A 26,051-nucleotide genomic window follows, 5' to 3' on the forward strand; every position below is an offset into this window, starting at 1 on the left:
TATGGGGCAGGATTTCTGGATTAAGTAGTTCTAATACCGAGGGCTTTATAGTTTCAGGCTATTTCGTACCGACTGTATTTCATCCTGGTTTTCTACAAACTCCTGAGCCTGCCCCGCATAGGACAGCACATTAGCCCTGCCCTCCTTTAGTGCAGCGACGAGTGTCTGAGATAACACGTGCCGACCGTTTTGCGTGATCGTGCAAGTGGTCTCCAGTGCGGCAACGTCGCCCAACATCGAAGAATGAATCTTATTACAGACACTTTGATAACCGCTCTGATAAAAGTCCTTTTGAATTGATTTGCGCATTTCCAGTAACACGCCTTGCAAGTTGACTTGATGACCCGGCTCGATGGGCGTCGTGGTCAGTTCCATGACCATCACCGCCGTGCCCGCTGAATCACTCTTTGTCGCCCGTTGCCGGGTCGTTCCCGGCGCTGCCGACGAGGTGCCAGCATCAGAGGGCAATGGTTCGATGACCCAGCCTGGGGGCCAGGCGACCTGCGGTTCGGCGGCCTGGACAGCGACATTTGCCATCGCGGCCAGCAGCAGGACAAACAGCGAAAGGAACGGTCGAATCATTGCATTGCACTCAAGGACGATTCGTAAAGTCTGAAGCCCGCCGCCCAGGCAAGCAATAGCCAGAGGCGTTTGGCGATGCCGCGCCCCTTGCGTATCATGGGTGCACCTGCAAGGAAGCCGTTTAGCGCAAGCCCAGGACCGTCGCAGCAAAGTTGCGATGCCGTTTGCCCCACTTATTTTCCGGAGGGCCCATGAGCCTGCACGAACTCAACACTTTCCCTGGCGTCACCGCCCAACCCGATACCGCCACGGCCAAATTCGTCTTCAACCACACCATGCTGCGGGTCAAGGACATCACCAAGTCCCTGGATTTCTACACCCGGGTGTTGGGTTTTTCCCTGGTGGAAAAACGCGATTTCCCGGAAGCCGAATTCAGCCTGTACTTCCTCGCCTTGGTGGACAAGAGCCAGATTCCGGCCGACGCTGCACAGCGCACCGAATGGATGAAATCCATCCCCGGCATCCTGGAGCTGACCCACAACCACGGCACCGAAAGCGACCCGGCGTTCGCCTACCACAACGGCAACACTGACCCACGCGGGTTCGGCCACATCTGCATCTCGGTCCCGGACATCGTGGCCGCTTGCGAGCGCTTCGAAGCGTTGGGCTGCGACTTCCAGAAGCGCCTGAACGACGGTCGCATGAAAAGCCTGGCATTCATCAAGGACCCGGATGGCTACTGGGTTGAAATCATCCAGCCTGCGCCGCTGTAAGCGCCACCGTAGGGTGTGTGGGCAATAAAAATCCCACAGCCCCCTGTGGGAGCGAGCCTGCTCGCGATAGCGGCAGCGCATGACAGTCTGCTATCGCGAGCAGGCTCGCTCCCACAGGGTAATGCGTGATCCAAAAAACAAAACCCCATGAGCACTGGGCTCATGGGGTTTTGTTTTTCCCGCTATCGGCTATCTGTTTACGCCGGCGCGGAGGTACGGATCAGGTGGTCAAAGGCGCTCAACGAAGCCTTGGCCCCCTCGCCTACGGCGATCACGATCTGCTTGTACGGAACAGTCGTCACGTCACCGGCGGCGAACACACCCGGGATCGAGGTTTCACCGCGGGCATCGACAATGATCTCGCCGCGTGGCGACAGCTCGACGGTGCCTTTGAGCCAATCGGTGTTAGGCAACAGACCGATCTGCACGAAGATCCCTTCCAGCGCCACGTCCCGTACTTCACCGCTTGGGCGGTCTTTGTAACGCAAGCCATTGACCTTCTGGCCATCGCCCGTCACTTCGGTGGTCTGGGCGTTGGTGATCACGGTCACGTTCGGCAGGCTGTGCAGTTTGCGCTGCAATACCGCGTCGGCACGCAATTGCACGTCGAACTCCAACAAAGTGACGTGGGCTACGATACCGGCCAGGTCAATGGCCGCTTCCACGCCGGAGTTACCGCCGCCGATCACTGCCACGCGTTTGCCTTTAAACAGCGGGCCGTCGCAGTGCGGGCAGTACGCCACGCCCTTGTTGCGGTATTGCTGCTCGCCCGGCACGTTCATTTCACGCCAGCGCGCACCGGTCGCCAGAATCACGGTCTTGGCCTTGAGGCTCGCACCACTGGCGAATTTGATTTCGTGCAGCGCGCCATCCTTGCCTGGTACCAATGCATCGGCGCGTTGCAGGTTCATGATGTCCACGTCGTACTGCTTGACGTGCTCTTCCAGGGCGACGGCCAATTTCGGCCCTTCGGTTTCCTGCACCGAGATGAAGTTCTCGATGGCCATGGTGTCGAGCACCTGACCGCCGAAGCGCTCAGCCGCGACACCGGTGCGGATGCCCTTGCGGGCCGCATAGATAGCCGCCGAAGCGCCGGCTGGGCCACCGCCCACCACCAGCACATCAAAAGCTTCCTTGGCGCTGATCTTCTCAGCCTGGCGCTCGATACCACTGGTGTCGATCTTGGCGAGGATTTCTTCCAGGCCCATGCGGCCCTGGCCAAAGTTCACGCCATTGAGATAAACACTCGGCACGGCCATGATCTGGCGTTCGTCGACCTCGGCCTGGAACAGCGCGCCGTCGATGGCGACGTGGCGGATATTCGGGTTCAGCACCGCCATCAGGTTCAGGGCCTGGACCACGTCCGGGCAGTTCTGGCAGGACAGCGAGAAATAGGTCTCGAAGTTGAACTCGCCTTCAAGGGAGCGAATCTGTTCGATGACTTCGACACTGGCCTTGGAAGGATGACCGCCGACTTGCAGCAAGGCCAACACCAGCGAAGTGAATTCGTGGCCCATGGGGATGCCGGCAAAACGCAGGCTGATATCGGCTCCTGGGCGATTCAACGAAAACGAAGGCTTGCGCGCATCGGTGCCGTTGTCGAGCAAGGTAATCTGGTCACACAGACTGGCAACGTCTTTGAGTAACGCGAGCATTTCCTGGGATTTCGCACCGTCGTCGAGGGAGGCGACGATCTCGATCGGCTGGGTGACCCGTTCCAGGTATGACTTCAACTGAGCTTTAAGATTGGCGTCCAACATACGGGCGATTTCCATTTTTTGAATTTCAGAAAAAACAACGCCCGAGCGAATCTCGCCCGGGCGTTTTTTGGGGCGAAGCGGCTTGCTTGATTAAGAGCGGATCGCCCTCGGATGACTCACAGACTTAGATCTTGCCGACCAGGTCCAGGGACGGAGCCAGAGTGGCCTCGCCTTCTTTCCACTTGGCTGGGCAGACTTCGCCCGGGTGAGCAGCAACGTACTGAGCAGCCTTGACCTTGCGCAGCAGCTCGGAAGCGTCACGGCCTACACCACCGTCGTTGATTTCAACGATCTTGATCTGACCTTCAGGGTTGATCACGAAAGTACCGCGGTCAGCCAGGCCAACTTCTTCGATCAGCACGTCGAAGTTGCGGGAGATGACGTGGGTCGGGTCACCGATCATGGTGTACTGGATCTTGCCAATGGCTGGCGAGGTGTTGTGCCAGGCAGCGTGAGCAAAGTGAGTGTCGGTGGAGACGCTGTAGATTTCGACACCCAGCTTCTTGAATTCAGCGTAGTTGTCGGCCAGGTCTTCCAGCTCGGTTGGGCAAACGAAGGTGAAGTCGGCCGGGTAGAAGAACACCACGGACCACTTGCCTTTCAGATCGGCATCCGAAACCTGGACGAATTCGCCGTTTTTGAAAGCGGTAGCGTTGAACGGTTTAACTTGGCTGTTGATGATAGGCATTGATGACTCTCCGTCAGGGGTTGAAAAGTTGATGACGTGAATCTTAACCACTCATCCCCCGGCAGGCTCATTGGCAAACCTGATGTGAATGATTGGTTTTGGCTATCAGCCGCTTAATAGATAGAAGAAAACCTAATATGGCGAGCGGGCTCGCTCGCCATAGGTGGGTCCCAAGGATCAGGACGCTACGGGAGTTCGCATCGTGACGAATTCCTCGGCGGCAGTCGGGTGTACGCCGATGGTCTCGTCGAAATCACGCTTGGTAGCGCCAGCCTTGAGCGCGATGGCAAGCCCCTGGACGATTTCCCCGGCATCCGGCCCGACCATGTGGCAGCCCAGCACTTTGTCCGTGCGGGCATCCACCACCAGCTTCATCAGCGTGCGCTCCTGGCAGTCGGTGAGGGTCAGTTTCATCGGGCGGAAGCGGCTTTCGAACACCTGGACTTCCTTCCCCTCCTCCCTGGCTTGCTCTTCGGTCAGGCCGACCGTGCCAATATTCGGCAGGCTGAACACAGCCGTGGGGATCATCCGGTAATCCACCAGACGATACTGCTCGGGCTTGAACAGCCGCCGCGCCACCGCCATGCCTTCAGCCAGGGCGACGGGGGTGAGTTGTACCCGACCGATCACATCACCAATGGCCAGGATCGACGGTTCAGCGGTCTCGTACTTTTCGTTGACCTTGACGAAGCCCTTCTCGTCCAGCGTGACACCGGTGTGTTCAAGGCCCAGATTGTCGAGCATCGGCCGCCGGCCGGTGGCGTAGAACACGCAATCGGTGGCCAGTATGCGACCATCCTTGAGCTCTACCTCCAGGCTGCCATCGGCCAGTTTTTCGATGCTTTTGATGTCCGCGTTGAATTGCAGATCCAGGCCGCGACGGCTCAGCTCTTCGGCCAGATGCTTGCGTACCGCGCCATCAAAGCCGCGCAGGAACAGCTCACCGCGATACAGCAACGAGGTCTGCGCGCCCATGCCATGGAAGATTCCGGCGAACTCCACGGCAATGTAGCCACCGCCCACCACGATGACGCGCTTAGGCAGTTCCTTGAGGAAAAACGCCTCGTTGGAGCTGATCGCGTGCTCACGGCCCGGAATGTCCGGTATCACCGGCCAGCCGCCTGTGGCGATCATGATGTGTTCGGCGGTGTAGCGCTGGCCGTTGATCTCGACCTCATGGGGTCCGGTGAGCCTGGCGTGGCCCTCGTGCAACACCACGCCGCTGTTGACCAGCAGGTTGCGGTATATCCCGTTGAGGCGATTGATTTCCCGATCCTTGTTGGCGATCAGCGTGGCCCAGTCGAAACTCGCTTCTCCCGTCGTCCAGCCATAGGCCGACGCTTGCTCGAGGTCCTCGGCATAATGCGCACCGTAGACCAGCAGTTTCTTCGGCACACACCCCACGTTCACGCAGGTACCGCCCAGGTAGCGGCTCTCCGCCACGGCCACCTTGGCCCCGAAACCGGCCGCGAACCGCGCAGCCCGCACACCGCCGGAACCGGCGCCAATCACATACAAGTCAAAATCGTAGGCCATTTTCTCTCTCCTTCGGCAGGCCATCAGCATACCTGCTGTTTTCACGCGAGGCAGCGTTGCGATGGTTATGGGGGCGAGAAATGAAAAAGCCAGGCGAAATGGGTAACACCGATCACTTGAGCCAGAACCTGTGGGAGCGAGCCTGCTCGCGATAGCGGTGGGTCAGCTTGTGGTGATGCTGGATGTGTGGGCGTCATCGCGAGCAAGCCCGCTCCCACAGGGGTTTTGTTGGAGTGAGAGCATTATCCAGACAAAAAAACGCCCCGAACCAGTCGGGGCGTTTTTCAAGGTGCGGCGCAGGCGATCAGTACGCCTTACCCGTCTTGTAGAAGTTCTCGAAGCAGAAGTTGGTCGCGTCGATGTAGCCTTCGGCGCCACCGCAGTCGAAACGCTTGCCTTTGAATTTGTAGGCCATGACGCAGCCGTTCTGGGCCTGCTTCATCAGGGCGTCGGTGATCTGGATTTCACCGCCCTTGCCTGGCTCGGTCTGTTCGATCAGGTCGAAGATGTCCGGGGTCAGGATGTAGCGACCGATGATCGCCAGGTTCGACGGTGCATCTTCAGGCTTTGGTTTTTCAACCATGCTGTGGACGCGGTAGATGTCGTCGCGGATCATTTCGCCGGCGATTACGCCGTACTTGTTGGTTTCCTGCGGATCGACTTCCTGGATCGCCACGATGGAGCAGCGGAACTGCTTGTACAGCTTGACCATCTGGGTCAACACGCCGTCGCCTTCGAGGTTGACGCACAGGTCGTCCGCCAGGACCACGGCGAAAGGTTCGTCACCAATCAGTGGGCGACCGGTCAGGATCGCGTGGCCCAGGCCTTTCATTTCGGTCTGGCGGGTGTAGGAGAACGAACATTCGTCCAGCAGTTTGCGGATGCCGACCAGGTACTTCTCTTTGTCGGTGCCCTTGATCTGGTTTTCCAGCTCGTAGCTGATGTCGAAATGGTCTTCCAGGGCGCGCTTGCCGCGGCCAGTAACGATGGAGATTTCCGTCAAGCCCGCAGCAAGGGCTTCTTCGACGCCGTACTGGATCAGTGGCTTGTTCACCACCGGCAGCATTTCTTTGGGCATGGCTTTAGTCGCTGGCAGGAAGCGAGTACCGTAACCGGCTGCTGGGAACAAGCATTTCTTGATCATATAAGTCCTTGAAAAGGCGGTGTGTACGAGTTTCGGCGCAGTCTAATCAGGCCGCAGGCACCTTACAATGCCCAAGCTGGCCAACCGATGCCATCATAGAGAAATAAAAAATGGCGGATAGTTCAATCATCTTTCATTGCGAGGGCCAAGCGGTCTCACTGTACGCTCATGGGCGCTGTTTGCGAGCATTTGACGTATCATGGCGCTCTTGATCCCGCCAATGAGGCAGTTAGATGTCGGCAACAAAAAACGCAAACGGTTATTCGGTCAGCCAGGACAAAGACGGTCAGTGGTGGATCATCAACTACCACGGTGAACAGGTCGCCGGCCCCTTGCCCAGCAAAGCAATGGCGGTGGAAGTGGCCGCCGTGTTTCAGGACGAGCGCGCTGCCCCGGCAACCAAAGAGCGTGAAACGGCTCCAGCGCGCAGCCCCCGTCGTAAAAAGTAACGAGACAAGCCTCAAGTAAATGTCGCCTGGACATGGAACGGGGCTTTGTTTATCTGTACCGAAATGGCCATTCGCTATAACCTCGCGCCAGCCCCTTCCTTCTCGATGACGATTCCATGAAAAAATTTCTGGCGCTGTTTGCAGTCCTGGCCCTGGCAGGCTGTGCCACAGCCGAAAAAACCTACCTGAACACCGGCGAACAAGGCCTGACCATCGATTGCTCGGGCGAAGCGAACTCCTGGGCCACCTGTTATGAAAAGGCTGACGCCTCCTGCGCCGGCACCGGCTACCGCATCGTCGGTACCGATGGCACGCCGCAAGCCAAGGAAAGCGACAAGACCCTGGGTGTGGATGTCGGCAACTTCACCAGCCGCAGCGTCCTGGTGGTGTGTAAATAAGCCCGTGGTCTGACTCTCAGATGTGGATCTCGGCGAACTTGATCCCCAGGCCGCGGATGATCTCGATCAGGTCATCGAGGCGGCTGAAGGATTCAACTTCGTCCTGGTCGTCCACCAGAAAAAAGCTGCGTCCTGCGCTTTTCTTGAAAAAGACGATCCACTCCCCCGGGGTCGCCGGGTTCTGAATCACATGGGTGGCGCAGATAAGACCTTCTGCATGGCGCTCACGCACCTGCTCGCGCTTCATCGACTGACTCCATAAATGACAATGCCGCCAACGTCGACCGTGGCGGCATTTTTTGTCGAGGGCAGCAGTTTATCCGATGCCCGGCCTGCTCGTCAGGCCGAGCCCTGGCTCAACCGGAAATGCAGGCGTTGGCCGCGTCCTGCACATCACCCGGACGCACGGGCACGTTGGACAGGCTTTCGTGCAGCTTGATGCTGCTGCCACTGGAGCGCTCGTCAATATCGAACACCGCCGCCGGCAGCGTCGACAATTTGCCGGGGACGATCAAGCGCACGCCATTCTTGTGAGGTTCCATTTGCAGCGGACCCCGGGTGCTGGCCAGCTTGTCAGCGACGCACTTGGCATATTCGTGGGGTTTCTTTCCGGAGATGACATTCATGGTGGGCGGCGTCTGGTTGATGTCCGATACCGATGCACATCCACTCATGGCCAATGCCAACACCCACACACTGCGCTTCATATGATTCCTCCGATAAAGATCCTCCGACAATGCAAACGCTGCTTTTCTCCAGCATCCTGCGTCTTTTTTTGCGCATCCTGCGATAAATGAACAAAGCGTGGGGCGCAGGCCGGATATTAGCACCCGGTGCTGATAAACTGCGCAGCATTGACCTTGCTATCGTTTTGATTTGGTAGAAAAAGCCCTTCTGGAGGCGCCCATGAAATTCATACACCAGCGCGAACACCTCAACGAAGACGATATCGTCGTCATCGAATGCTCTCAAATGTGCAACATCCGCTTGATGAACGACGCCAACTTCCGCAGCTTCAAGAACGGCGGCCGGCACACCTATCACGGCGGCGCGTTCGACACGTTCCCGGCCAGGATCACCGCACCGAGCACCGGTTTCTGGAACATCACCATCGACACCGTCAACCGCCGTGCCATCAGCGTCACGCGCAAGCCGACCCTGACCCACAAAATCAAAATCATCCGGCGTTCCAGCTCGAAACTGAGCTGAGCATCGCCCTTCAAGACAGGCAAAACCGTGGCCCAGACAACCAAATACGTCATCAAGTACAAGCTCAACGGCGAACGCCGCTTCGAATTCGCGCAACTGGAAACCGGCACAAAGGAAGAAGCCATGGCAGCGCTGCAGGCGATCCATGGCCAGACCGATGATGTGATCAGCGACGTCAGGGTCAGTAAACCGTTGTAAAGGTTTCGTAGGCTCTTTGTGGCGAGGGGGCTTGCCCTGATTGGCGGCGCAGCAATCGTCAAGCCGGTGTACATCGCCTGCCGGAAGATTGCATCCTCCCCTTTGGACCGGCTGCGCCAACCAGCGCAAGCAAGCGCCCTCGCCACTAAGAATGCTTGCCTTATCTCAAATGTTGCACCGCAGGAAAATAAGACGATTTAAGTTGAAGAGTACTTCCCCCGGCTAAGTCTCTCACGATCCCATGGGTCTGATTCTCATGCCCGCGTCTCGCCCAATACCAAGAATTCGGCCAACCCAGTATCGAGGGTAAATCGCCTTCGTGCCGGTAGTTCCCAATGAAAGCATCATAGACAGCTTCCTCGAGTACCCCACCCTGCCCCCACATGACACTGACCAGAAGTGAGACTACCTGCACGCCCGAAACGGTAATGGTATAGGACGCAGTGATGCCGTCCCCGTCGGTGACAGTGATTTGCGCCTGGCCATTGCCCGCGGCACGCACATACCCCGTATCCGCGTCCACCACAGCCACTTGCGGGTTCGATGACGAGTATTTGTGGGGAGGAACCCCACCTACCGCGACACGCGTGTAACTCGCGTTGCTGGAGGGGATTGGATTGTTGGGCAATCGATGGTCCGCAATGACGTAGTTCTGCGTGGCCATGACATAGGCGTCCCCAAAACTCAGAGGGAACGCCACGGTCAGGTCTCTTGCCGACGACACCTGACCGCTACCGTAGAGCGCTTTCGCGGTGAAACTGTGCTCACCGATGGCCAGACCGATGACGGCGAAGTTCCAGATACCGTTGCTGCTGACGTGGGCAGAGCCTTTGAAATCCACAACGTCAAAAATATCCACTCCTTTATCGCCACTGGCGGTGCCGCTGAGCATGACGGCCGTTTCCACAGTGCTTGTGCCATGCGGAATTTCAACTTCCTTGCCGTCCTTCACTGAGGTAATTTCTGGCGGAGCAAGTCGGTTCAGGTGAATATCCAGAAAATAAACTGACGACTGACTGGAGTTGCCCAATTGGTCGAGCACCCTGAACTCGACCTGTGCCCTGCGGTTGTCACCCGCTTCCTGGAATTTGTCGGTGAACAGTGTCCTCACCTCCGGGACCGGGGCGCCGTCGGCTATCTCCCATTCATCGGTCGCATCGCCCAGCAGAAACTGAATACGATCGTAGGGCCGCCGGTTGCTGTAGTCGAAACCGAACGTCACCCCTTGCGCCGCCCGCTCGGCGCTGACCCCTTCGTCGATTACATCGGCTGGAATCAGCAGTTCCAGGCCTTCCGGCGCAGGTTCACCCGGAGCACGCAGGTGATACAGGAAGGTCAAGTCATCCGAGACCTCGTCGCCGCCGCTGGCGCGGGTCACTTTGTAGTACAGCCGGTTGACGCCATGACGCAACCGCCTGTGGGGTACATACAAGCGCATGCGCAGGCTTTCCTCCCCCGGCCGGACTGTATCGCCTGTCACGGGAGCGGGCTCGTCATTGAGATACAAGTCAGCCCGATCATCCGCTTCCAATGTCCAGGAATGACTCTGGGCCAATACCCATGGATCAATCAGACATTCAAGGCCCTTGGGCTGGTCGTCGTAAAGGCTTTTGGGGATACCCACCTGAGCAATGCCGGCCGGTCTCACCGGGGTGACCCAACCCATGATGATCACGGGGTACAACTTGAATAGTTCGTTCAATGTGCTGGATTGGATATCCATCATGCTCTCCTGGTGGGTGACAATCGCGAGCCTTTCGGGAACGTCGTTATCACACTCCAGGGCGGGGGAACTGGCTACTGTCAGATCTAACAGGTGTCGTGACGTTTGAGACAAATGGTTGGGTTGAGCTCGGTCAAGGGACATTGACCGCAAGCCCCGGAGTGCCGCAGACCTGAGCGCCTGCCAGACTGACCGCACTCTATTTGCCAGGTCTTCGATCATGCTCCCGAGCCTTCATGCGCCCTCGCTGGCCCAACACGTCAACACCCTTGACTGGCCCTCCCTGGAACAAGACCTCGACCAGGACGGCAGCGCAATCATCCGTAACCTGCTTACGGCCGAGCAATGCAGGATGCTCAGTGGCCTATACGCCGAACCCAACCTTTTCCGTTCGAAGGTGATCATGGCCCGCCACGGATTCGGGCGCGGGGAGTATCAGTATTTTCGCTATCCGCTGCCCGACCTCGTCCAGCAGTTGCGTCAATCCTTGTATCCGCCGTTGGTACCGCTGGCCAATCGCTGGAACGAATGCATGGGCCTTGAGGTGCGCTACCCCTCCGAGCATCCGGCTTTCATTGAACGCTGTCACACCGCCGGGCAACGGCGTCCTACGCCGTTGTTGCTGCAATACGGCCCGCAGGACTACAACTGCCTGCATCAGGACCTGTACGGCGAGCACGTATTCCCGCTGCAGGTGGCGATTCTGCTGTCGGAACCGGGCCAGGACTTTACCGGCGGCGAGTTCGTTCTCACGGAGCAGCGCCCGCGCATGCAGTCACGTGCGCAGGTTATCGATCTGAAACAGGGCGATGCGCTGGTATTTGCCGTGCATCAACGGCCGGTCAAATGCGTTCCCGGTTATTATCGGGTGAACATGCGCCATGGCGTCAGCCGCGTGCACAGCGGTAGCCGGCATACACTTGGAATCATTTTTCATGATGCGCAGTGACGACACCCCTATCACGCTGGACCTGTTCGCCGACGAGACGCCGACGACACCCGGCCTGACCGAACAGATCGGCGAGCAAGCGTTTGTGTTGCGTGGTTTCGCCCTGCCCTGGCTCGAACGTTTGCTGCCGGCCCTGGAAGCGGTGTTGCTGGCCGCGCCGTTCCGGCAGATGGTCACGCCTGGCGGTTTTACCATGTCAGTGGCCTTGAGCAGTTGCGGCGCGCTGGGCTGGACCACCGACCGCAGTGGCTATCGCTACACGGCCCATGACCCACAGACCGGCCAACCCTGGCCCGACATGCCAACGGTGTTCCGCGAACTGGCCCAGGCCGCCGCCCAGCAGGCCCACTTCGAGCACTTCGAGCCCGACGCCTGCCTGATCAACCGTTACGTGCCCGGCGCGCGAATGTCGCTGCATCAGGACAAGAACGAACGCTGCCTCAGCGCCCCCATCGTCTCCATGTCCCTGGGCTTGCCGGCGGTGTTCCAGTTCGGCGGGTTCGAGCGCAGCGACAAAAGTCTGCGCGTTCCACTGTTCCACGGCGACATCGTGGTCTGGGGCGGCGTGGACCGGTTGCGTTATCACGGCGTGCTGCCGCTCAAGCAAGGCCAGCATCCGAAGCTGGGCGCCCAGCGGATCAACCTGACGTTCCGCACCGCCGGGTAACCGTGCAGAATTCAACCGCAAGACCCGGAGTGTTGCCATCTCACAGGCTCGCTATCTTAGCCAAAACGGGCCAATGGACATAACGACCATGAACAGCACTTCGAACACCCTCACCGCTGAACAGGATCCTCGCTGGGCCGCCGTGCTCGCCCGGGATCCGCGCGCCGACGGGCAATTCGTCTATGGCGTGAAAACCACCGGCATCTATTGCCATCCCAGCAGCCTGTCGCGCCTGCCCAATCCACGGAACGTGGAATTTTTTGACACGCCGGAACAGGCCCAGGCGGCGGGGTATCGTCCCAGCAAGCGAGTGGCCAGGGACCAGACCCAGCTCGCCGCCCAACAAGCGGCCCGGGTCGCGGCCGCCTGCCGACAGATCGAGGCTGCCGAAGAACTGCCTGGGCTCAATGAACTGGCGCAAAGCGCAGGCTTGAGTCCCTTCCACTTCCACCGGGTGTTCAAGGCCGTCACCGGCCTGACACCCAAGGGTTATGCCGCCGCCCACCGCTCGCGCAAGGTGCGCGAACGCCTGAGCGATGGTGGATCGATCACCCAAGCGCTGTACGACGCCGGTTTCAATTCCAACAGCCGCTTTTATGAAGCCGCCGACAAAGTGCTGGGCATGAAACCCGCCGATTACCGCGCCGCCGGGCAGAACACCGACATTCGTTTCGCCGTCGGCCAATGTTCCCTCGGGGCGATTCTGGTGGCGCAAAGCGAACGCGGTGTGTGCGCGATCCTGCTGGGGGACGATCCGGACGCGCTGGTGCGGGACCTGCAAGACAAGTTTCGCCGCGCCAACCTGATCGGTGCCGACCGCGAATTCGAGCAATTGATCGCCCAGGTGGTGGGCTTTATCGAGGCACCGGCCCTGGGCCTGGACCTGCCGCTGGACCTGCAAGGCACGGCGTTCCAGGAACGGGTCTGGCAGGCCCTGCGGGATATTCCGCCGGGCAGCACCGCCAGCTATGCCGAGATCGCCCAGCGCATCGGCATGCCTAAAGCCGTGCGCGCCGTGGCCCAGGCCTGCGGGGCCAACAGCCTGGCGGTGGCGATCCCTTGCCACCGGGTGGTGCGCAGCGACGGCAACCTGTCAGGCTATCGCTGGGGCGTGGAGCGCAAGCGTCAGTTGCTGGCGCTGGAGCGCTCGTCCGCGGACTGAACGCCGATGTAGATCGCCACCGAGTCGGGGCCGCTGTAGACCTCGAAATCGGTGGTGAAGCGGCGCAGTGTCTGCGGGTTGTCCGCGAAATATGCCCAGATCAGGCCCCAGGTCTGGATCACGCAATCGGGCATCGGTCCCTTGGCCGAAAACACCAAGTAATCCCCGCCTTCGATGTCCACGGCGGGGTAGCCTGCGCTGGTCGCATCCACCTGCACCCCGGCCGTCACATCAAAGTAGCCGGTGGCGTCGGATTCATAGTTGGAATAGACCCCGTAGACAAACGATTCCGACTGCCTGGCGGGGATCTTGTCGAACAACCCTTCGTTGAAGAATTGCTGCCACATCGGGCCGATCCGTGCCGTGTCGGACTGCTGTTCGTCAGCGTTGCGCGTGTGTACCTGCAGGCCGGCCACGGTAAAGGGTTCGACTGCCTTGAGTTTGACGTCCATGGGTCAGGCTCCTTGAGAAATGAAGCGCGCATGGTAACCCGCTGGCCGTCGGGATCAAGTTGCCGCATCCGATTGAAAAACTCGACTGGCCCTGGCCGGGCCACACCTGCTAAAAACGCTGTTTTCCTCTGCCGTCGGAGACCTGTACATGAGCCAGTGGCCAGACACTCGCATTCTTGACCTGCTTGGCATCGAGCTACCCATCATCCAGGGGCCGATGGCCGGAGTGACGGGGCCGGCCATGGTGATCGCCGCCTGCAATGCCGGCGGGCTGGGTTCGATGCCGGCGGCGATGCTGGATGTCGAGCAATTGCGCCAAGCGCTGACGACGATCAGCGAACAGACCGACAAGCCGTTCAACGTGAATTTTTTCTGTCACCAGCCACCCGTGCTCGACGAGCCGCGCGCCGAGGCCTGGAAGCAACACCTCAAGCCCTACTACGAAGAACTGGGCGCTGACTTCGACGCGCCGACGCCGGTGTCCAACCGCACGCCGTTCGATGATGCAGCCTGCCGGGTGCTGGAGCAGATGCGTCCTGCAGTGGTCAGCTTCCACTTCGGCCTGCCGGAGAAGTCCCTGCTGGATCGGGTGAAAGCCACCGGCGCTAAAGTCCTGTCGTCGGCCACCACCGTCGAGGAAGCCATCTGGCTGGAACAGCACGGTTGTGACGCGATCATCGCCATGGGCTATGAAGCCGGCGGCCATCGCGGGATGTTCCTCAGCGACGACCTCAACACCCAGGTCGGCCTGTTTGCCTTGCTGCCCCAGGTGGTGGATGCGGTGAGCGTGCCGGTGATCGCTGCGGGCGGTATTGGCGATGCGCGGGGTATCGTCGCAGCGTTTGCTCTGGGCGCATCGGCGGTGCAACTGGGCAGCGCCTATCTGTTCACCCCCGAGGCGAAGATCAGCGCGGCCCATCACCGGGCGCTGCGCACGGCCAAGGAAAGCCAAACCGCAGTCACCAACCTGTTCACCGGCCGCCCGGCCCGGGGCATCGTCAACCGGGTGATGCGCGAGATCGGGCCGATGAGTCCGATAGCGCCGGCCTTCCCCCTGGCTGGCGGTGCGTTGCTGCCGTTGCGCGCCAAGGATGAAGCAGACTTCAGCAACCTGTGGGCCGGCCAGGCGTTCCCCATGGGTCGGGAGCTGTCGACCGCGGAGCTGACCCGACAACTGGCCCAGGAGGCCCTGGCCCAACTGAACGGCCGTGGGCGGTCCTGACGGTCGTCATCGTCTGTTGGAACGCCATCGCGAGCAGGCTCGCTCCCACAGGGGATCGGTGGTGAACACAACATCTGGGCACACCACTGGACCTGTGGGAGCGGGCTTGCTCGCGAAAGCGGTGGGTCAGCCAATAGAAATGTTGAATGTACCGCCGTCTTCGCGAGCAAGCCCGCTCCCACATGGGTTCTGGTGTGGCAGCAAGAGGTGTGTTCGCCACAGATCCCCTGTGGGAGCGAGCTTGCTCGCGATGGCGGCCGCCCTCTCACACCAACGTCCGCAAAATGCCGCGTTCCGTTTATCGGCCATTCGCTATATATTTCCGTATATAGCGAAACCGACCTTTCGGAGCCTTTATGTACCTCACCCGCTTCGCGCCGTTGCTGCTGACTACACTCTTTTGCGTTGGCGCCGTCCAGGCCGATGAGGTGCAGGTGGCCGTGGCGTCCAATTTCACCGCACCGGTCCAGGCCATCGCCGCCGGCTTCGAGAAAGACACTGGCCACAAGCTGGTGGCGGCCTATGGCGCGACCGGGCAGTTCTACACCCAGATCAAGAACGGCGCACCGTTCGAAGTCTTCCTCGCCGCCGACGACACCACCCCGGCCAGGCTCGAAAGCGAAGGCGACACCGTGAAGGGTTCGCGCTTCACCTATGCGGTCGGCACGCTGGCGCTGTGGTCGGCCAAGGACGGTTATGTCGACAGCCAGGGCCAGGTGCTCAAGGACAACGGCTTCCAGCACCTGTCCATCGCCAACCCGAAAACCGCGCCCTACGGTTTGGCCGCCACCCAGGTGCTGGACAAACTGGGGTTGTCCGGGCAAGTCAAAGGCAAGCTCGTCGAGGGCCAGAACATCACCCAGGCTTATCAGTTCGTTTCTACCGGCAACGCAGAACTCGGCTTCGTGGCCTTGTCCCAGGTGTACAAGGACGGCAAGGTGGCCAGCGGTTCGGCATGGATCGTCCCCGCCGAGCTGCATGACCCGATCAAACAGGACGCGGTGATCCTCAACAAAGGGCGAAACAACGCCGCCGCCTCGGCGTTCATGGATTACCTCAGAGGCCCGAAAGCCACCGCCATCATCCAAGCCTACGGTTATCAACGCTAAATGCCACTGACCAGTGCCGACTACGCCGCCATTTGGCTGACCCTGAAACTGGCCTCGCTGACCACAGTGATCCTGCTGCTGATCGGCACGCCCATCGCCCTGTGGCTGTCACGTACCCAGTCCTGGCTACGCGGGCCGGTGGGCGCGGTGGTGGCCCTGCCATTGGTGCTGCCACCCACGGTGATCGGCTTTTACCTGTTGCTCGCCCTGGGCCCCAACGGCTGGATCGGTCAATTCACCCAGGCCGTCGGGCTGGGCACCCTCACCTTCAGTTTCACCGGGCTGGTGATCGGCTCGGTGATCTACTCCATGCCGTTTGTGGTGCAGCCATTGCAGAACGCATTCTCCGCCATCGGCAGTCGTCCCCTGGAAGTGGCGGCCACTTTGCGGGCCGGTCCCTGGGATACGTTTTTCAGTGTCATCCTGCCCTTGGCCCGCCCCGGTTTCATCACTGCGGCAATCCTCGGCTTTGCCCACACCGTCGGCGAATTCGGCGTGGTGCTGATGATCGGCGGCAATATCCCCGAAAAGACCCGCGTGGTGTCGGTGCAGATCTACGACCATGTCGAAGCCTTGGAGTACGCCCAGGCTCATTGGCTGGCGGCGGCAATGCTGGTGTTTTCATTTCTTGTGCTGCTGGCTTTGTATTCCAGCCGCCGAACCCGGGCCGGCTGGAGCTGATCGATGATTCAAGCGCGTTTTCAGCTCGACCATGGAGACTTCTCCCTGGACCTGGATGTGCAACTGCCGGGCCGTGGCGTGACCGCGCTGTACGGCCAGTCCGGTTCCGGCAAGACCACCTGCCTGCGCTGCATCGCCGGGCTGGAACGGCCGACCCGGGGTTTCATCGAGGTCAACGGCGAAGTCTGGCAGGACAGCGAGCGCGGCGTGTTCGTGCCGCCCCATCGACGGGCGCTGGGGTACGTGTTCCAAGAAGCGAGCCTGTTCGCGCATCTGTCCGTGCAGGCCAATCTGGCGTTCGGCCTCAAGCGCATCGCGCCGGCGCAACGGCGGGTGGACATGGACCAGGCTACCGAACTGCTGGGCATCGGTCACTTGCTCGATCGACAGCCACACAACCTGTCCGGCGGTGAACGCCAGCGGGTCGGCATCGCCCGAGCCCTGTTGACCAGCCCGCGACTGCTGCTGATGGACGAGCCCCTGGCCGCCCTGGATACCCGGCGCAAGAACGAAATCCTGCCTTACCTGCAACGCCTGCACGATGAGCTGGACATCCCAGTGCTGTACGTCAGCCACTCGCAGGACGAAGTGGCGCGCCTGGCCGACCACATCGTGCTGCTGGAGGCCGGTCGCGTGCTGGCCAGCGGGCCGATCGGCGAAACACTGGCGCGACTCGACCTGCCACTGGCGTTGGGCGATGACGCGGGCGTGGTGGTCCAGGGCAAGGTCAGCGGTTATGACGCAGCCTATCAACTGCTGTCCCTGACACTGCCCGACAGCCTCTTGAACGTGCGTGTCGCCCACACGCCACTGGCCATCGGACAGCCGTTGCGCTTCAAGGTCCAGGCCCGTGACGTCAGCCTCAGCCTGGCGAACGATGCCCAGACCAGCATCCTCAACCGTTTGCCAGTCACTGTGGTCAGCGAACTGGCCGCCGACAACGCCGCCCATGTGTTGATTCGGCTGGAGGCTGCTGGCACGCCGCTGTTGGCGCGCATCACCCGTTACTCCCGCGATCAGCTCAAGCTTCATCCGGGACAGTTGCTGTGGGCGCAGATCAAGGCGGTGGCGGTGTTGGCGTAGGGTATCGCCCCAGACAAATCCCTCGTGAAAGCGGGCTTGCTCGCGATGGCGGTGGTTCAGTCAACATGGGTGTGAACTGATCTGACGCTATCGCGAGCAGGCTCGCTCCCACAGGTCCGGCGGTCCAACCCTGATTCGTGGGTGTTGCGGGCCACCTCAGAAACTTGGCACGACCGTCACAGGCTGCGGTCAATCACTCACAGGCCCCGGATTTGCTGCCAAGGATTCTTTCATGCCCGACACCCTGCCGCCGGATGCGCTGCCGGCCGATCTGCATTATGTCGATGACACCGCCCCTGGTATCTCCCGCAAAAAGTTGCGGGGCAAGTTCTGCTATTTCGATCCTCAGGGCCAGCGGATCACCGATGCGGCCGAAATCCAGCGCATCAACGCCTTGGCCGTACCGCCGGCCTACACCGATGTATGGATCTGCACCGACCCGCGCGGCCATCTCCAGGCCACCGGTCGGGACGCTCGGGGGCGTAAGCAGTACCGCTATCACCCGCGCTGGCGGGAAGTGCGCGATGCCGACAAATACTCCCGAATGCTGGAGTTCGGCCGTACCCTGCCGCGCTTGCGCAAACGCCTGGAGCAGATCCTGGCCACGCCCGGATTCAGCCGCGACAAGGTCATGGCCACGGTTATCACGTTGCTGGACGTCACCCTGATCCGGGTCGGCAACACCCAGTATGCCCGGGACAACCGCTCCTACGGCCTGACCACCCTGCGCAGCAAGCACGTCGAGGTCAATGGCAGCGCGATTGCCTTCCAATTCCGTGGCAAGAGCGGCGTCGAACACCAGATCACCGTGAAAGACCGGCGTCTGGCGCGGATCATCAAGCGTTGCCAGGAGATTCCAGGGCAGAACCTGTTCCAGTACCTGGACGACAACGGCGAACGCCACTCCGTCAGCTCGTCCGATATCAACGCCTACCTCAAGAGCCTCACCGGCGCGGACTTCACCGCCAAGGACTACCGCACCTGGGCCGGCAGCGCGGCGGCTCTGGCGGGGCTGCGACTGCTGTGCTGGGAAACCGAGAGCGAGGCAAAAAAACACCTCGCCGAGATGGTCAGGCAGGTTGCCCGGCAACTGGGCAATACCCCCTCCGTCTGTCGTAAATGCTACATCCATCCCGCCGTGGTGGAGGGTTTCCTGCTGGGTTCGCTGAGGGAGCTGCCCAACCCCCGGGTCCGCAAAGGCCTCAGCGAGGAGGAAGCCGCGCTGGCGATGTTCCTGCAACGCATGGCCCAAACTGCCGAAGCGTGCTGAACCCGGCGAACCACACCTGCGCGAACGCCAACATCCGGCCTCAGACGAGGAACATCCGCGCACCTGCGAACTCCCAACTGTACGGCGCCACCGCTGCGCTGACCGTTCAACGGGAAGTCGACAGGAGTTTGAAATGTCCGAACACATTGTCCATTTTCATTGCCAGATCGATCAGGGAACGACCGAGCGCTTCCGGGACAACTGCCTGGATGCCATTGAAAAAGGCGCCGACTCACTGATGCTCAATCTCTCGACGATCGGTGGCAGTACCAACTTCGGCTTTACCCTCTACACCTTCATCAAATCCCTTCCGGTGCCGGTGCGTGCCGTGAATGCCGGCAATATCGAGTCCATGGGCATCATCATGTACTTGGCCGCCAGCGACCGCACCACCACGCCTCACTCGCGTTTTCTGATTCACCCGATGAACTGGTATTTCGGCCAGAAGTCGGTGGATCACTCGCGTTTGCGGGAATACCTGTCCAGCCTGGACAACGACGTGGCGCGGTACGTGGAAATCTACGTGAAGGAAACCGCCGGCGCCGCCACTCAGTTGGACATTTTCAAATGTCTTTGCGCCGAAGAACGGGTCATCCCGGCCGAAAACTCTTTGGCCTTCGGCATCGCGCACCGGGTCGAGCAAGTGGTTTTCCCGGTGGATGCCAAGCATTGGAAAATCAGTGGTGGCGAGGACCAGTGACCCCGTGCGGTCAGTGCGTGCCGTTCGTCATCTGACGAAGTGTTTTCATTAAACTTTTGCCGGCCATTTCCTTTCACAAATTATGCGAGGCTCGTTGCTCGCGTAACCAAAATGAGGATGCTCGAAATGGCCAGTAGTGGAAACAAAAACCAAGGCAACTTCGCAAATGATCGGGAAAAAGCATCGGAAGCCGGCAAGAAAGGCGGCCATGCGTCGGGCGGTAACGTTGCAAGTGATCGTCAGAAAGGCACTGAGGCGGGCCGCAAAGGAACTGACCGCAACCAAGGCGCGGGCAGAAAATCGTAACCTGGAAAATCGCTGGGGCGCACGCCTGCTGCGCTCCGGCGCTTAATCTGTCATTGCCCTGAGGCGTCGATCAGCGTCCGCTATAAGCCTTTTTCACCATGTCGATCCAGATCGGGTCCAGCCGAGCTTGCTCGCTGTCGAGATTGAGCGACTGCATCCTTGTCAGATGCTCATCAGCCTCTCGGGCGAGTGAGCCCTGGGCGCTGGAGTTGGCGTCCAGTTGATGCATCTGCGTCAATCCCAGATGATAAAACCGTAGCAGCTTCATGGCCGCCACGTCCTGGGCCTGCACACCGGCCTTCACCTGGTGCATCACATTGGTGATGCTCATCAGGCTGCGCTTGAGCTGCCAGCCGTACACCGCCGCGGCCATCCACGGCTGCGACCAGAAATACAGACGCATCAAGGCGACCATCACCAACACCGCGGCAATCACCCCGCCGAGATTGAAGCGAAAATTATCCCCCCCGGGTGTGCCGAACAGCATCACCGAAAGGCTGGACAACAGCATCGCCAGTGCCAGGAACGTCACGGCGACGATGAGGGTACTGCGTCGGGTCTGGCGTCGGTAGACTTCGGCGTCCCACGGCTTGAGCTCGAACATCGCGGTGCAATTTCCTTGTGCGGGGTAAAAAAAGTCCCGCATTATCGCCTGCCCGGTGGATTTAGCTATGCTGGAGCTCATTTTGTGTTGCAACCGACCCGAAGGATCCGGATCAAAGTCCATGGCGATACCGCAAGGATCGTGCGATCTTTCTGCGTGGACGTTTTTTTCAAGATGCCGTCGTTGTGAGTACGGCATCGTTTTCAAGGAAAGCTGAATGAATCAAAGACATGTAATCAACGCCTCGGTCAGCCCGAAGGGCAGCCTGGAGACTTTGTCCCAGCGCGAAGTCCAGCAACTGAGTGAAGCCGGTTCCGGCAGTATCTATACCCTCTTCCGCCAGTGCGCCCTGGCCATTCTCAACACCGGCGCCCATGTCGATAACGCCAAGACCATCCTGGAAGCCTACAAAGACTTCGAGATCCGTATTCACCAGCAAGACCGCGGCGTACGCCTGGAACTGCTGAACGCCCCGGCCGACGCCTTCGTCGATGGCGAGATGATCGCCAGCACCCGCGAGATGCTGTTCAGCGCCCTGCGCGATATCGTCTACACCGAGAACGAACTGGACAGCCAGCGCATCGACCTCAGCTCCTCCCAGGGCATCAGCGACTACGTCTTCCACCTGCTGCGCAACGCCCGCACATTGCGCCCTGGGGTGGAGCCAAAAATCGTCGTGTGCTGGGGCGGCCACTCGATCAACACCGAAGAATACAAATACACCAAAAAAGTCGGCCACGAACTGGGCCTGCGCAGCCTGGACATCTGCACCGGCTGCGGCCCGGGCGTGATGAAAGGCCCGATGAAAGGCGCCACCATCGCCCACGCCAAACAGCGTATCCACGGCGGCCGTTACCTGGGCCTGACGGAGCCCGGCATCATCGCCGCCGAAGCGCCGAACCCGATCGTCAATGAGCTGGTGATCCTGCCGGACATTGAGAAGCGCCTGGAAGCTTTCGTGCGCGTGGGCCACGGCATCATCATCTTCCCGGGCGGCGCCGGTACGGCGGAAGAGTTCCTCTACTTGCTGGGTATCCTGATGCACCCGGCCAACCAGGACCTGCCCTTCCCAGTCGTTCTTACCGGGCCCAAGAGCGCCGCGCCGTACCTTGATCAACTGCATGCCTTTGTCGGTGCGACCCTGGGCGAGGCTGCGCAGAAGCACTACCAGATCATCATCGACGACCCGGCCGAAGTGGCGCGCCAGATGACCCAAGGGCTCAAGGCGGTCAAACAGTTCCGCCGCGAACGCAACGACGCTTTCCACTTCAACTGGTTGCTGAAAATCGACGAAGGCTTCCAGCGCCCGTTCGACCCGACCCACGCCAACATGGCCAGCCTGGGCCTGAGGCGCGACCTGCCCGCCCACGAACTGGCCGCCAACTTGCGCCGGGCGTTCTCGGGGATCGTGGCCGGTAACGTCAAGGACAAGGGTATCCGCCTGATCGAAGAACACGGTCCTTACGAGATCCACGGCGATGCCGCCATCATGGAACCCCTCGACCGGCTGCTCCAGGCCTTCGTCGCCCAGCACCGCATGAAACTGCCGGGCGGCGCGGCGTATGAACCGTGCTATCGCGTGGTGACCTGACCGGTTCAACGATCACCACAGATCCAACTGTAGGAGCGAGCCTGCTCGCGATGGCGGCGGGTCAGATTGCATCAATGCTGAATGTGCCGACGCTATCGCGAGCAGGCTCGCTCCCACAGGGGGTCTGCTGCGATCACAGCGTCGGGTTCAGTCGCATCCGTCCGGCCTCATCCACCTCAAGGCCAAGCCCACGGTAATCCTTGATCAGCGGATGGGGGGTGGCCACCGGATGCGTATGCGTCGCCGTCACCACCCGCACATCCGCTCCCGCCGCCTCGCCGGCCTTGATACCCGCTTCGGCATCCTCGAACACCAGGCAATCCTGGGGGGCGACTTGCAGGCGCTCCGCTGCCAGTCGATAACAGGCCGGATTGGGTTTGCCGTCGCTCACATCCTCGGCGGTGACCATCACCGCCGGACGTGGAATGCCGGCCGCTTCCATGCGCCGCAAGGCCAGCGCCATGGGCGCCGAGGTGACGATGGCCCATTGCAGGGGCGGCAGGCTGTTGAGAAATGCTGTAGCGCCGGGCACCGGCACCACACCTTCCACGTCTTCGATTTCTTCGCGGGTAATCTGCTCGGCCTCGGCCAGGGCATCTACCCCTGGCAGGCGCTGGCGGGCAATGGTGTCGATGGCGCGCACGCCGTGGATGGTCGGCAGAAAGCTCGCCACCTCCACACCGTGACGAAGGGCCCAGCGCGTCCAGATCCGCTCGGCCGCGGCGATGGAATTGAGCAGCGTGCCGTCCATGTCGAAGAGGAAGGCGCGATAGGAAACACTGGAGGGCGGGCGGGCAGACATCGAAATCCTCGGTGATGGCGGTAGGAGAATGCCGGCCACTGTAACATCGCCAGGCACCGAATCCCTGTGGGAGCGAGCCTGCTCGCGATGGCGGTGGGTCAGCGCGCATCGATGCCGAATGTGCCGACGCTATCGCGAGCAGGCTCGCTCCCACAGGTTTTTTGTTGTGTCAGAAAGCGCAGCGCTACACCAACCGCTCAATCCGCTGATGCTGCCAGACCATCTTGTAGTACAGGGTCTGCAACACCAGCATGCTCAAGTAAGCCACCGGAAACGCCATCCATACCCCTTGCAGGCCGAACTGCGCGTCCAGCAGGTAGGCCACTGGCAGCTGAACGCCGACGATGCAGAAGATCGAAATCGCCACCGGCATCAGCACCGTGCCGCTGGCGCGCATGATGCCGCCGACCACCGCCTGGAAGCCGAAGACCAGCAGGCTCCAGAGCATGATGTGCAGCAGATGTTCGGCCTGGATTCGCGCCGCCGGGTCGGTGATGAACAGCCCCAGCAGCCAGTGAGACAACAGATATCCCAAGACCACCAGCCCACCGGTGAGCCAGACGTTGATCAACAGGCCGGTGCGCAGGATCGGCCCCAGACGCTCCAGACGCCCGGCACCGATGGCCTGGGCGCCGAGGATCGAGGCGGTGATGGCAATCGACAACGCCGGGAACTGCACGTAATTGACGATCTGCGTCACCGCGCCATAGGCGGCCGTGGCCTGGAACCCGTGGCCATTGACCAGCGCCAGGATCACCAGCTCCGACAGTGAGATCACCACCATCTGCAAGCCCGTGGGCAGGCCGATGCGCAGTACCTTGCCGAGGATGTCCATGTCCAGGCGCATCGCCGCGAACAACGCCCGGTCCGGCGCCAGGGCGTGCTCGCGACGGTTCAGGCGCCACGCGAGCATGACCATGGCCGACGCCGTACCCACCAGTCCCGCCAGCGCCGCGCTCTCGATGCCCATCTGCGGCAGCCCCAGCCAGCCGCGAATCAGCGCCGGCGTCAGCAGCAGCCCGACGCTGGTGGACACCAGCAAGGCCAGCATGGGCGACAGCGTATCGCTAACCCCGCGCAGCAACTGGGTAAACACCACGAACACCAGCAGTATCGGCAGGATCCACATCATCACCCGGGCATAGGACACCGCGTCCTCCAGCACATCGGCCGGCGTCCCCAGCCCCTGCAGCGCCTGGCGCGCGAACACGGTGCCGAGCACCGCCGCCACCAGCCCGATGATCGCCGCCAGCAGCAACGTGGTACCGGCAATCGCCTTCACCGTGCCGGTTTCCCCGGCGCCGTAAGCCTGCCCGATCAACACCCCTGCTCCCGCGCCCAGGCCAATCACCAGCGCGATAAAGAAAAACAGGATGGGAAACATGCCTGATACCGCCGCCAATGCCTGGGTGCCGAGCATCTGGCCGATGTAGATGCTATTGAGCGTGCCGGACATCGATTGCAGGAAATTGGACAGGACCATGGGGGCCAGGAACAGGAGGTAGATTTTCCAGAGAGGCTGGGTGGGCATGAGGGCTCGTGATGGCAGGTTCAAAATCCGATGCGGGGTAATTTAGCTTATTCCCGGATGGTGGTGAGGGAATCTGTGGGAGCAAGGCGCAAGGGGTTGTGGGCGACTCATCTGTTCGTCAGGGCGCCTCGACATTTCAGCGACTGCGTCTAATCTCAGATAGCACAGTGCCACTCACTGGGCAGGTCAACGCCCTCGGCCATACCGGAATCGGACGACCGGTCTTAAAGTCCGGGGTGGGGTCGCAGATAACCAGTTATTCGTAAATAACCTGTTAGCAACACTGTTCAAGGACCGAACCATGACGTCGTATTCACACGGTCATTCCCATTCCCAAACTCCGCCGCGCATCCTTTGGTCCAGCTTGTTTGTGGCCCTGATCGCGAGCGTCGGCCTGTTGGTTCTCAACGGCCCAAGTACACAAAACCTGGGGTTGTGTGCCGTGCTCCTGGCCATTGGCGCCGGGGTCGGCGTGTGGGCTGCCCGCGCCCAGCACCAGCAGATCGACAGAGCCGTCGCCGCCGCCATTGCCCATCACGCGCTACACGCCGCCGACCACTTGAACCATAAGGCCAGCGCGCAACTCAACGAAGTCATCCTCGGTGCCATGCCGATCTGGGCCAAGCAGGTGGAAAGCTCCCGGCAGCAGACCGAAACCGCGATCGTCTCGCTGACCAATCGCTTCACCGGCATCTCTTCACGCCTGGAAGATACCGTGCAAGCTTCGCAACTGGCCGCCGGTGAGCTGGCCGGCAACAGCAGTGGCGGCGCCGTGCAGGTGCTGGCCCAAAGCGAAGGTGAGCTGGTCCAGGTCATCGACTCCCTGAAAGCCACCCAGGCCAGCCGCGATGAAACCCTGGCCCAGGTGCGTAACCTCACCGCCTACACCGGCGAGCTGCGAACCATGGCCGCCGATGTCGCGGCCATTGCCGCGCAAACCAACTTGCTGGCCCTCAACGCCGCCATCGAAGCCGCCCGTGCGGGCGAAGCCGGGCGCGGTTTTGCGGTGGTGGCCGACGCCGTGCGCAGCCTGTCGAGCAAGTCCAGCGAGACTGGCCAGCAGATGTCGGCCAAGGTCGACATCATCAATAGCGCCATCACTCAACTGGTCCAGGCCGCCTCCAGCGGCGCGGATCAGGACAGCCAGTCGGTCAGCGTCTCCGAGGACAGCATCCAGCGCGTGCTGGAACGCTTCAAGAGCGTCACCGGGCGGCTGGCCGAATCGGCCGACCTGCTGCAGCAGGAAAGCTTCGGTATTCGCGACGAGCTCACCGAAGTGCTGGTCAACCTGCAATTCCAGGATCGGGTCAGCCAGATTCTCAGCCACGTGCGCGACAACATCGAGGACCTGCATGTGCATATGCAGCAGGCCAGTCAGTCGCCCGACCAGGCCGTTTCCATCGATGCCCGCCAATGGCTGGCGCGCATGGAAACCACTTACGCCACCGAAGAACAACGCCGCAACCACCACGGCGAATCGGGCGCGCACCAGAATTCACAGGAAATAACCTTCTTCTAGGAG

The 26,051-nt window shown here is 60.8% G+C and carries 29 protein-coding genes; 17 read left to right on the forward strand and 12 right to left on the reverse strand.

The window, feature by feature from the left end:
* Window positions 1–45 precede the first annotated feature (45 nt).
* Window positions 46–582: a DUF4946 domain-containing protein gene (locus HQ912_RS17265; RefSeq protein ID WP_047227633.1), complete on the reverse strand. Its 537-nt coding sequence runs from the start codon at window positions 580–582 to the stop codon at window positions 46–48.
* A gap of 191 nt (window positions 583–773) precedes the next feature.
* Between HQ912_RS17265 and gloA the strand changes: the two genes are divergently transcribed.
* A complete protein-coding gene (gene gloA, locus HQ912_RS17270) occupies window positions 774–1,295 on the forward strand; it encodes a lactoylglutathione lyase (RefSeq protein ID WP_047227634.1) in 522 nt (173 codons plus the stop codon).
* Window positions 1,296–1,492: 197 nt separating this feature from the next.
* On the opposite strand, the gene ahpF is transcribed toward gloA, so the two are convergent.
* The 4 genes from ahpF to galU all read right to left on the reverse strand — a co-directional run bounded on the left by ahpF (window position 1,493) and on the right by galU (window position 6,423).
* Window positions 1,493–3,055 carry an alkyl hydroperoxide reductase subunit F gene (ahpF, locus tag HQ912_RS17275; RefSeq protein WP_047227635.1) on the reverse strand — a complete coding sequence of 521 codons (1,563 nt, stop codon included), beginning with the start codon at window positions 3,053–3,055 and terminating at the stop codon, window positions 1,493–1,495.
* Between the two features lie 124 nt (window positions 3,056–3,179).
* A complete protein-coding gene (ahpC, locus tag HQ912_RS17280; RefSeq protein WP_047227636.1) occupies window positions 3,180–3,743 on the reverse strand; it encodes an alkyl hydroperoxide reductase subunit C in 564 nt (187 codons plus the stop codon).
* Window positions 3,744–3,920: 177 nt separating this feature from the next.
* Window positions 3,921–5,279, reverse strand: coding sequence for a glutathione-disulfide reductase (gene gorA, locus HQ912_RS17285; protein ID WP_047227637.1), 1,359 nt, complete (start codon window positions 5,277–5,279; stop codon window positions 3,921–3,923).
* Between the two features lie 304 nt (window positions 5,280–5,583).
* Window positions 5,584–6,423, reverse strand: a complete 840-nt coding sequence (galU, locus tag HQ912_RS17290; protein WP_047227638.1) for a UTP--glucose-1-phosphate uridylyltransferase GalU — start codon at window positions 6,421–6,423, stop codon at window positions 5,584–5,586.
* 233 nt (window positions 6,424–6,656) lie between these two features.
* Here galU and HQ912_RS17295 point away from each other — a divergent pair, with 233 nt between their 5' ends.
* Both HQ912_RS17295 and HQ912_RS17300 read left to right on the forward strand, forming a co-directional pair.
* Entirely contained in the window at window positions 6,657–6,872 is a 216-nt protein-coding gene (locus tag HQ912_RS17295) for a hypothetical protein (protein WP_047227639.1), read from the forward strand.
* Window positions 6,873–6,988: 116 nt separating this feature from the next.
* The gene (locus HQ912_RS17300; protein ID WP_047227640.1) at window positions 6,989–7,270 is read left to right on the forward strand and encodes a hypothetical protein; all 282 of its coding nucleotides are present in this window, start codon (window positions 6,989–6,991) and stop codon (window positions 7,268–7,270) included.
* Between the two features lie 16 nt (window positions 7,271–7,286).
* Here HQ912_RS17300 and HQ912_RS17305 read toward each other — a convergent pair whose 3' ends face one another.
* Together HQ912_RS17305 and HQ912_RS17310 are read right to left on the reverse strand one after the other, a co-directional pair.
* Window positions 7,287–7,517: a hypothetical protein gene (locus HQ912_RS17305; RefSeq protein WP_047227641.1), complete on the reverse strand. Its 231-nt coding sequence runs from the start codon at window positions 7,515–7,517 to the stop codon at window positions 7,287–7,289.
* Between the two features lie 109 nt (window positions 7,518–7,626).
* Window positions 7,627–7,977 (reverse strand): hypothetical protein, encoded by a 351-nt coding sequence (locus HQ912_RS17310; protein ID WP_047227642.1) that lies wholly within the window; start codon window positions 7,975–7,977, stop codon window positions 7,627–7,629.
* 199 nt (window positions 7,978–8,176) lie between these two features.
* On the opposite strand from HQ912_RS17310, the gene HQ912_RS17315 reads away from it, so the two are divergent.
* Both HQ912_RS17315 and HQ912_RS17320 read left to right on the forward strand, forming a co-directional pair.
* Window positions 8,177–8,479, forward strand: coding sequence for a DUF1883 domain-containing protein (locus HQ912_RS17315; RefSeq protein ID WP_003182962.1), 303 nt, complete (start codon window positions 8,177–8,179; stop codon window positions 8,477–8,479).
* A 27-nt stretch (window positions 8,480–8,506) separates the two neighbouring features.
* Entirely contained in the window at window positions 8,507–8,677 is a 171-nt protein-coding gene (locus tag HQ912_RS17320; RefSeq protein WP_172833800.1) for a hypothetical protein, read from the forward strand.
* Between the two features lie 160 nt (window positions 8,678–8,837).
* Here the strand turns inward: HQ912_RS17320 and HQ912_RS17325 are convergent, their stop codons facing one another.
* Complete coding sequence (locus HQ912_RS17325) at window positions 8,838–10,400, reverse strand: Ig-like domain-containing protein (RefSeq protein ID WP_155417172.1); 1,563 nt, start codon at window positions 10,398–10,400, stop codon at window positions 8,838–8,840.
* A 220-nt stretch (window positions 10,401–10,620) separates the two neighbouring features.
* Here HQ912_RS17325 and HQ912_RS17330 point away from each other — a divergent pair, with 220 nt between their 5' ends.
* From HQ912_RS17330 to ada, 3 genes are all read left to right on the forward strand, one after another.
* Window positions 10,621–11,349, forward strand: coding sequence for a 2OG-Fe(II) oxygenase (locus HQ912_RS17330; RefSeq protein WP_173407081.1), 729 nt, complete (start codon window positions 10,621–10,623; stop codon window positions 11,347–11,349).
* Window positions 11,336–12,016 (forward strand): DNA oxidative demethylase AlkB, encoded by a 681-nt coding sequence (alkB, locus tag HQ912_RS17335; protein ID WP_409936830.1) that lies wholly within the window; start codon window positions 11,336–11,338, stop codon window positions 12,014–12,016. The genes HQ912_RS17330 and alkB overlap by 14 nt, the downstream gene beginning before the upstream one ends.
* Before the next feature lie 88 nt (window positions 12,017–12,104).
* On the forward strand, window positions 12,105–13,178 hold the full coding sequence (gene ada, locus HQ912_RS17340) for a bifunctional DNA-binding transcriptional regulator/O6-methylguanine-DNA methyltransferase Ada (RefSeq protein WP_047227644.1): 1,074 nt from the start codon (window positions 12,105–12,107) through the stop codon (window positions 13,176–13,178).
* On the opposite strand, the gene HQ912_RS17345 is transcribed toward ada, so the two are convergent.
* Window positions 13,142–13,630, reverse strand: a complete 489-nt coding sequence (locus HQ912_RS17345) for a GyrI-like domain-containing protein (RefSeq protein ID WP_047227645.1) — start codon at window positions 13,628–13,630, stop codon at window positions 13,142–13,144. The two genes, ada and HQ912_RS17345, sit on opposite strands and share 37 nt — an antisense overlap.
* Window positions 13,631–13,778: 148 nt before the next feature.
* Between HQ912_RS17345 and HQ912_RS17350 the strand changes: the two genes are divergently transcribed.
* The 7 genes from HQ912_RS17350 (at window position 13,779) to HQ912_RS17380 (ending at window position 20,001) form a co-directional block, all read left to right on the forward strand.
* Window positions 13,779–14,852, forward strand: coding sequence for an NAD(P)H-dependent flavin oxidoreductase (locus tag HQ912_RS17350; protein ID WP_047227646.1), 1,074 nt, complete (start codon window positions 13,779–13,781; stop codon window positions 14,850–14,852).
* A gap of 356 nt (window positions 14,853–15,208) precedes the next feature.
* On the forward strand, window positions 15,209–15,961 hold the full coding sequence (modA, locus tag HQ912_RS17355) for a molybdate ABC transporter substrate-binding protein (RefSeq protein WP_160892853.1): 753 nt from the start codon (window positions 15,209–15,211) through the stop codon (window positions 15,959–15,961).
* Window positions 15,962–16,642 (forward strand): molybdate ABC transporter permease subunit, encoded by a 681-nt coding sequence (gene modB / locus HQ912_RS17360; protein WP_047227648.1) that lies wholly within the window; start codon window positions 15,962–15,964, stop codon window positions 16,640–16,642.
* 3 nt (window positions 16,643–16,645) lie between these two features.
* A complete protein-coding gene (gene modC, locus HQ912_RS17365; protein WP_173407082.1) occupies window positions 16,646–17,725 on the forward strand; it encodes a molybdenum ABC transporter ATP-binding protein in 1,080 nt (359 codons plus the stop codon).
* 232 nt (window positions 17,726–17,957) lie between these two features.
* Window positions 17,958–18,995, forward strand: coding sequence for a DNA topoisomerase IB (locus HQ912_RS17370; RefSeq protein ID WP_047227650.1), 1,038 nt, complete (start codon window positions 17,958–17,960; stop codon window positions 18,993–18,995).
* Window positions 18,996–19,128: 133 nt separating this feature from the next.
* Window positions 19,129–19,695, forward strand: a complete 567-nt coding sequence (locus HQ912_RS17375; RefSeq protein ID WP_047227651.1) for an ATP-dependent Clp protease proteolytic subunit — start codon at window positions 19,129–19,131, stop codon at window positions 19,693–19,695.
* Between the two features lie 126 nt (window positions 19,696–19,821).
* Window positions 19,822–20,001 (forward strand): general stress protein, encoded by a 180-nt coding sequence (locus HQ912_RS17380; protein ID WP_047227652.1) that lies wholly within the window; start codon window positions 19,822–19,824, stop codon window positions 19,999–20,001.
* Between the two features lie 70 nt (window positions 20,002–20,071).
* On the opposite strand, the gene HQ912_RS17385 is transcribed toward HQ912_RS17380, so the two are convergent.
* On the reverse strand, window positions 20,072–20,605 hold the full coding sequence (locus HQ912_RS17385) for a DUF3087 family protein (RefSeq protein ID WP_107322757.1): 534 nt from the start codon (window positions 20,603–20,605) through the stop codon (window positions 20,072–20,074).
* Between the two features lie 217 nt (window positions 20,606–20,822).
* On the opposite strand from HQ912_RS17385, the gene ppnN reads away from it, so the two are divergent.
* Window positions 20,823–22,196, forward strand: coding sequence for a nucleotide 5'-monophosphate nucleosidase PpnN (gene ppnN, locus HQ912_RS17390; RefSeq protein ID WP_047227654.1), 1,374 nt, complete (start codon window positions 20,823–20,825; stop codon window positions 22,194–22,196).
* Window positions 22,197–22,329: 133 nt separating this feature from the next.
* Here ppnN and HQ912_RS17395 read toward each other — a convergent pair whose 3' ends face one another.
* Together HQ912_RS17395 and HQ912_RS17400 are read right to left on the reverse strand one after the other, a co-directional pair.
* Entirely contained in the window at window positions 22,330–22,998 is a 669-nt protein-coding gene (locus HQ912_RS17395; protein WP_173407083.1) for an HAD-IA family hydrolase, read from the reverse strand.
* A gap of 184 nt (window positions 22,999–23,182) precedes the next feature.
* Window positions 23,183–24,529 carry an MATE family efflux transporter gene (locus HQ912_RS17400; RefSeq protein WP_173407084.1) on the reverse strand — a complete coding sequence of 449 codons (1,347 nt, stop codon included), beginning with the start codon at window positions 24,527–24,529 and terminating at the stop codon, window positions 23,183–23,185.
* 607 nt (window positions 24,530–25,136) lie between these two features.
* On the opposite strand from HQ912_RS17400, the gene HQ912_RS17405 reads away from it, so the two are divergent.
* Window positions 25,137–26,048 (forward strand): methyl-accepting chemotaxis protein, encoded by a 912-nt coding sequence (locus tag HQ912_RS17405; RefSeq protein WP_409936848.1) that lies wholly within the window; start codon window positions 25,137–25,139, stop codon window positions 26,046–26,048.
* The last annotated feature ends 3 nt before the right edge of the window (window positions 26,049–26,051 follow it).

Source organism: Pseudomonas sp. MPDS (genome assembly GCF_013283895.1).
GTDB classification, from domain to species: domain Bacteria; phylum Pseudomonadota; class Gammaproteobacteria; order Pseudomonadales; family Pseudomonadaceae; genus Aquipseudomonas; species Aquipseudomonas rhizophila.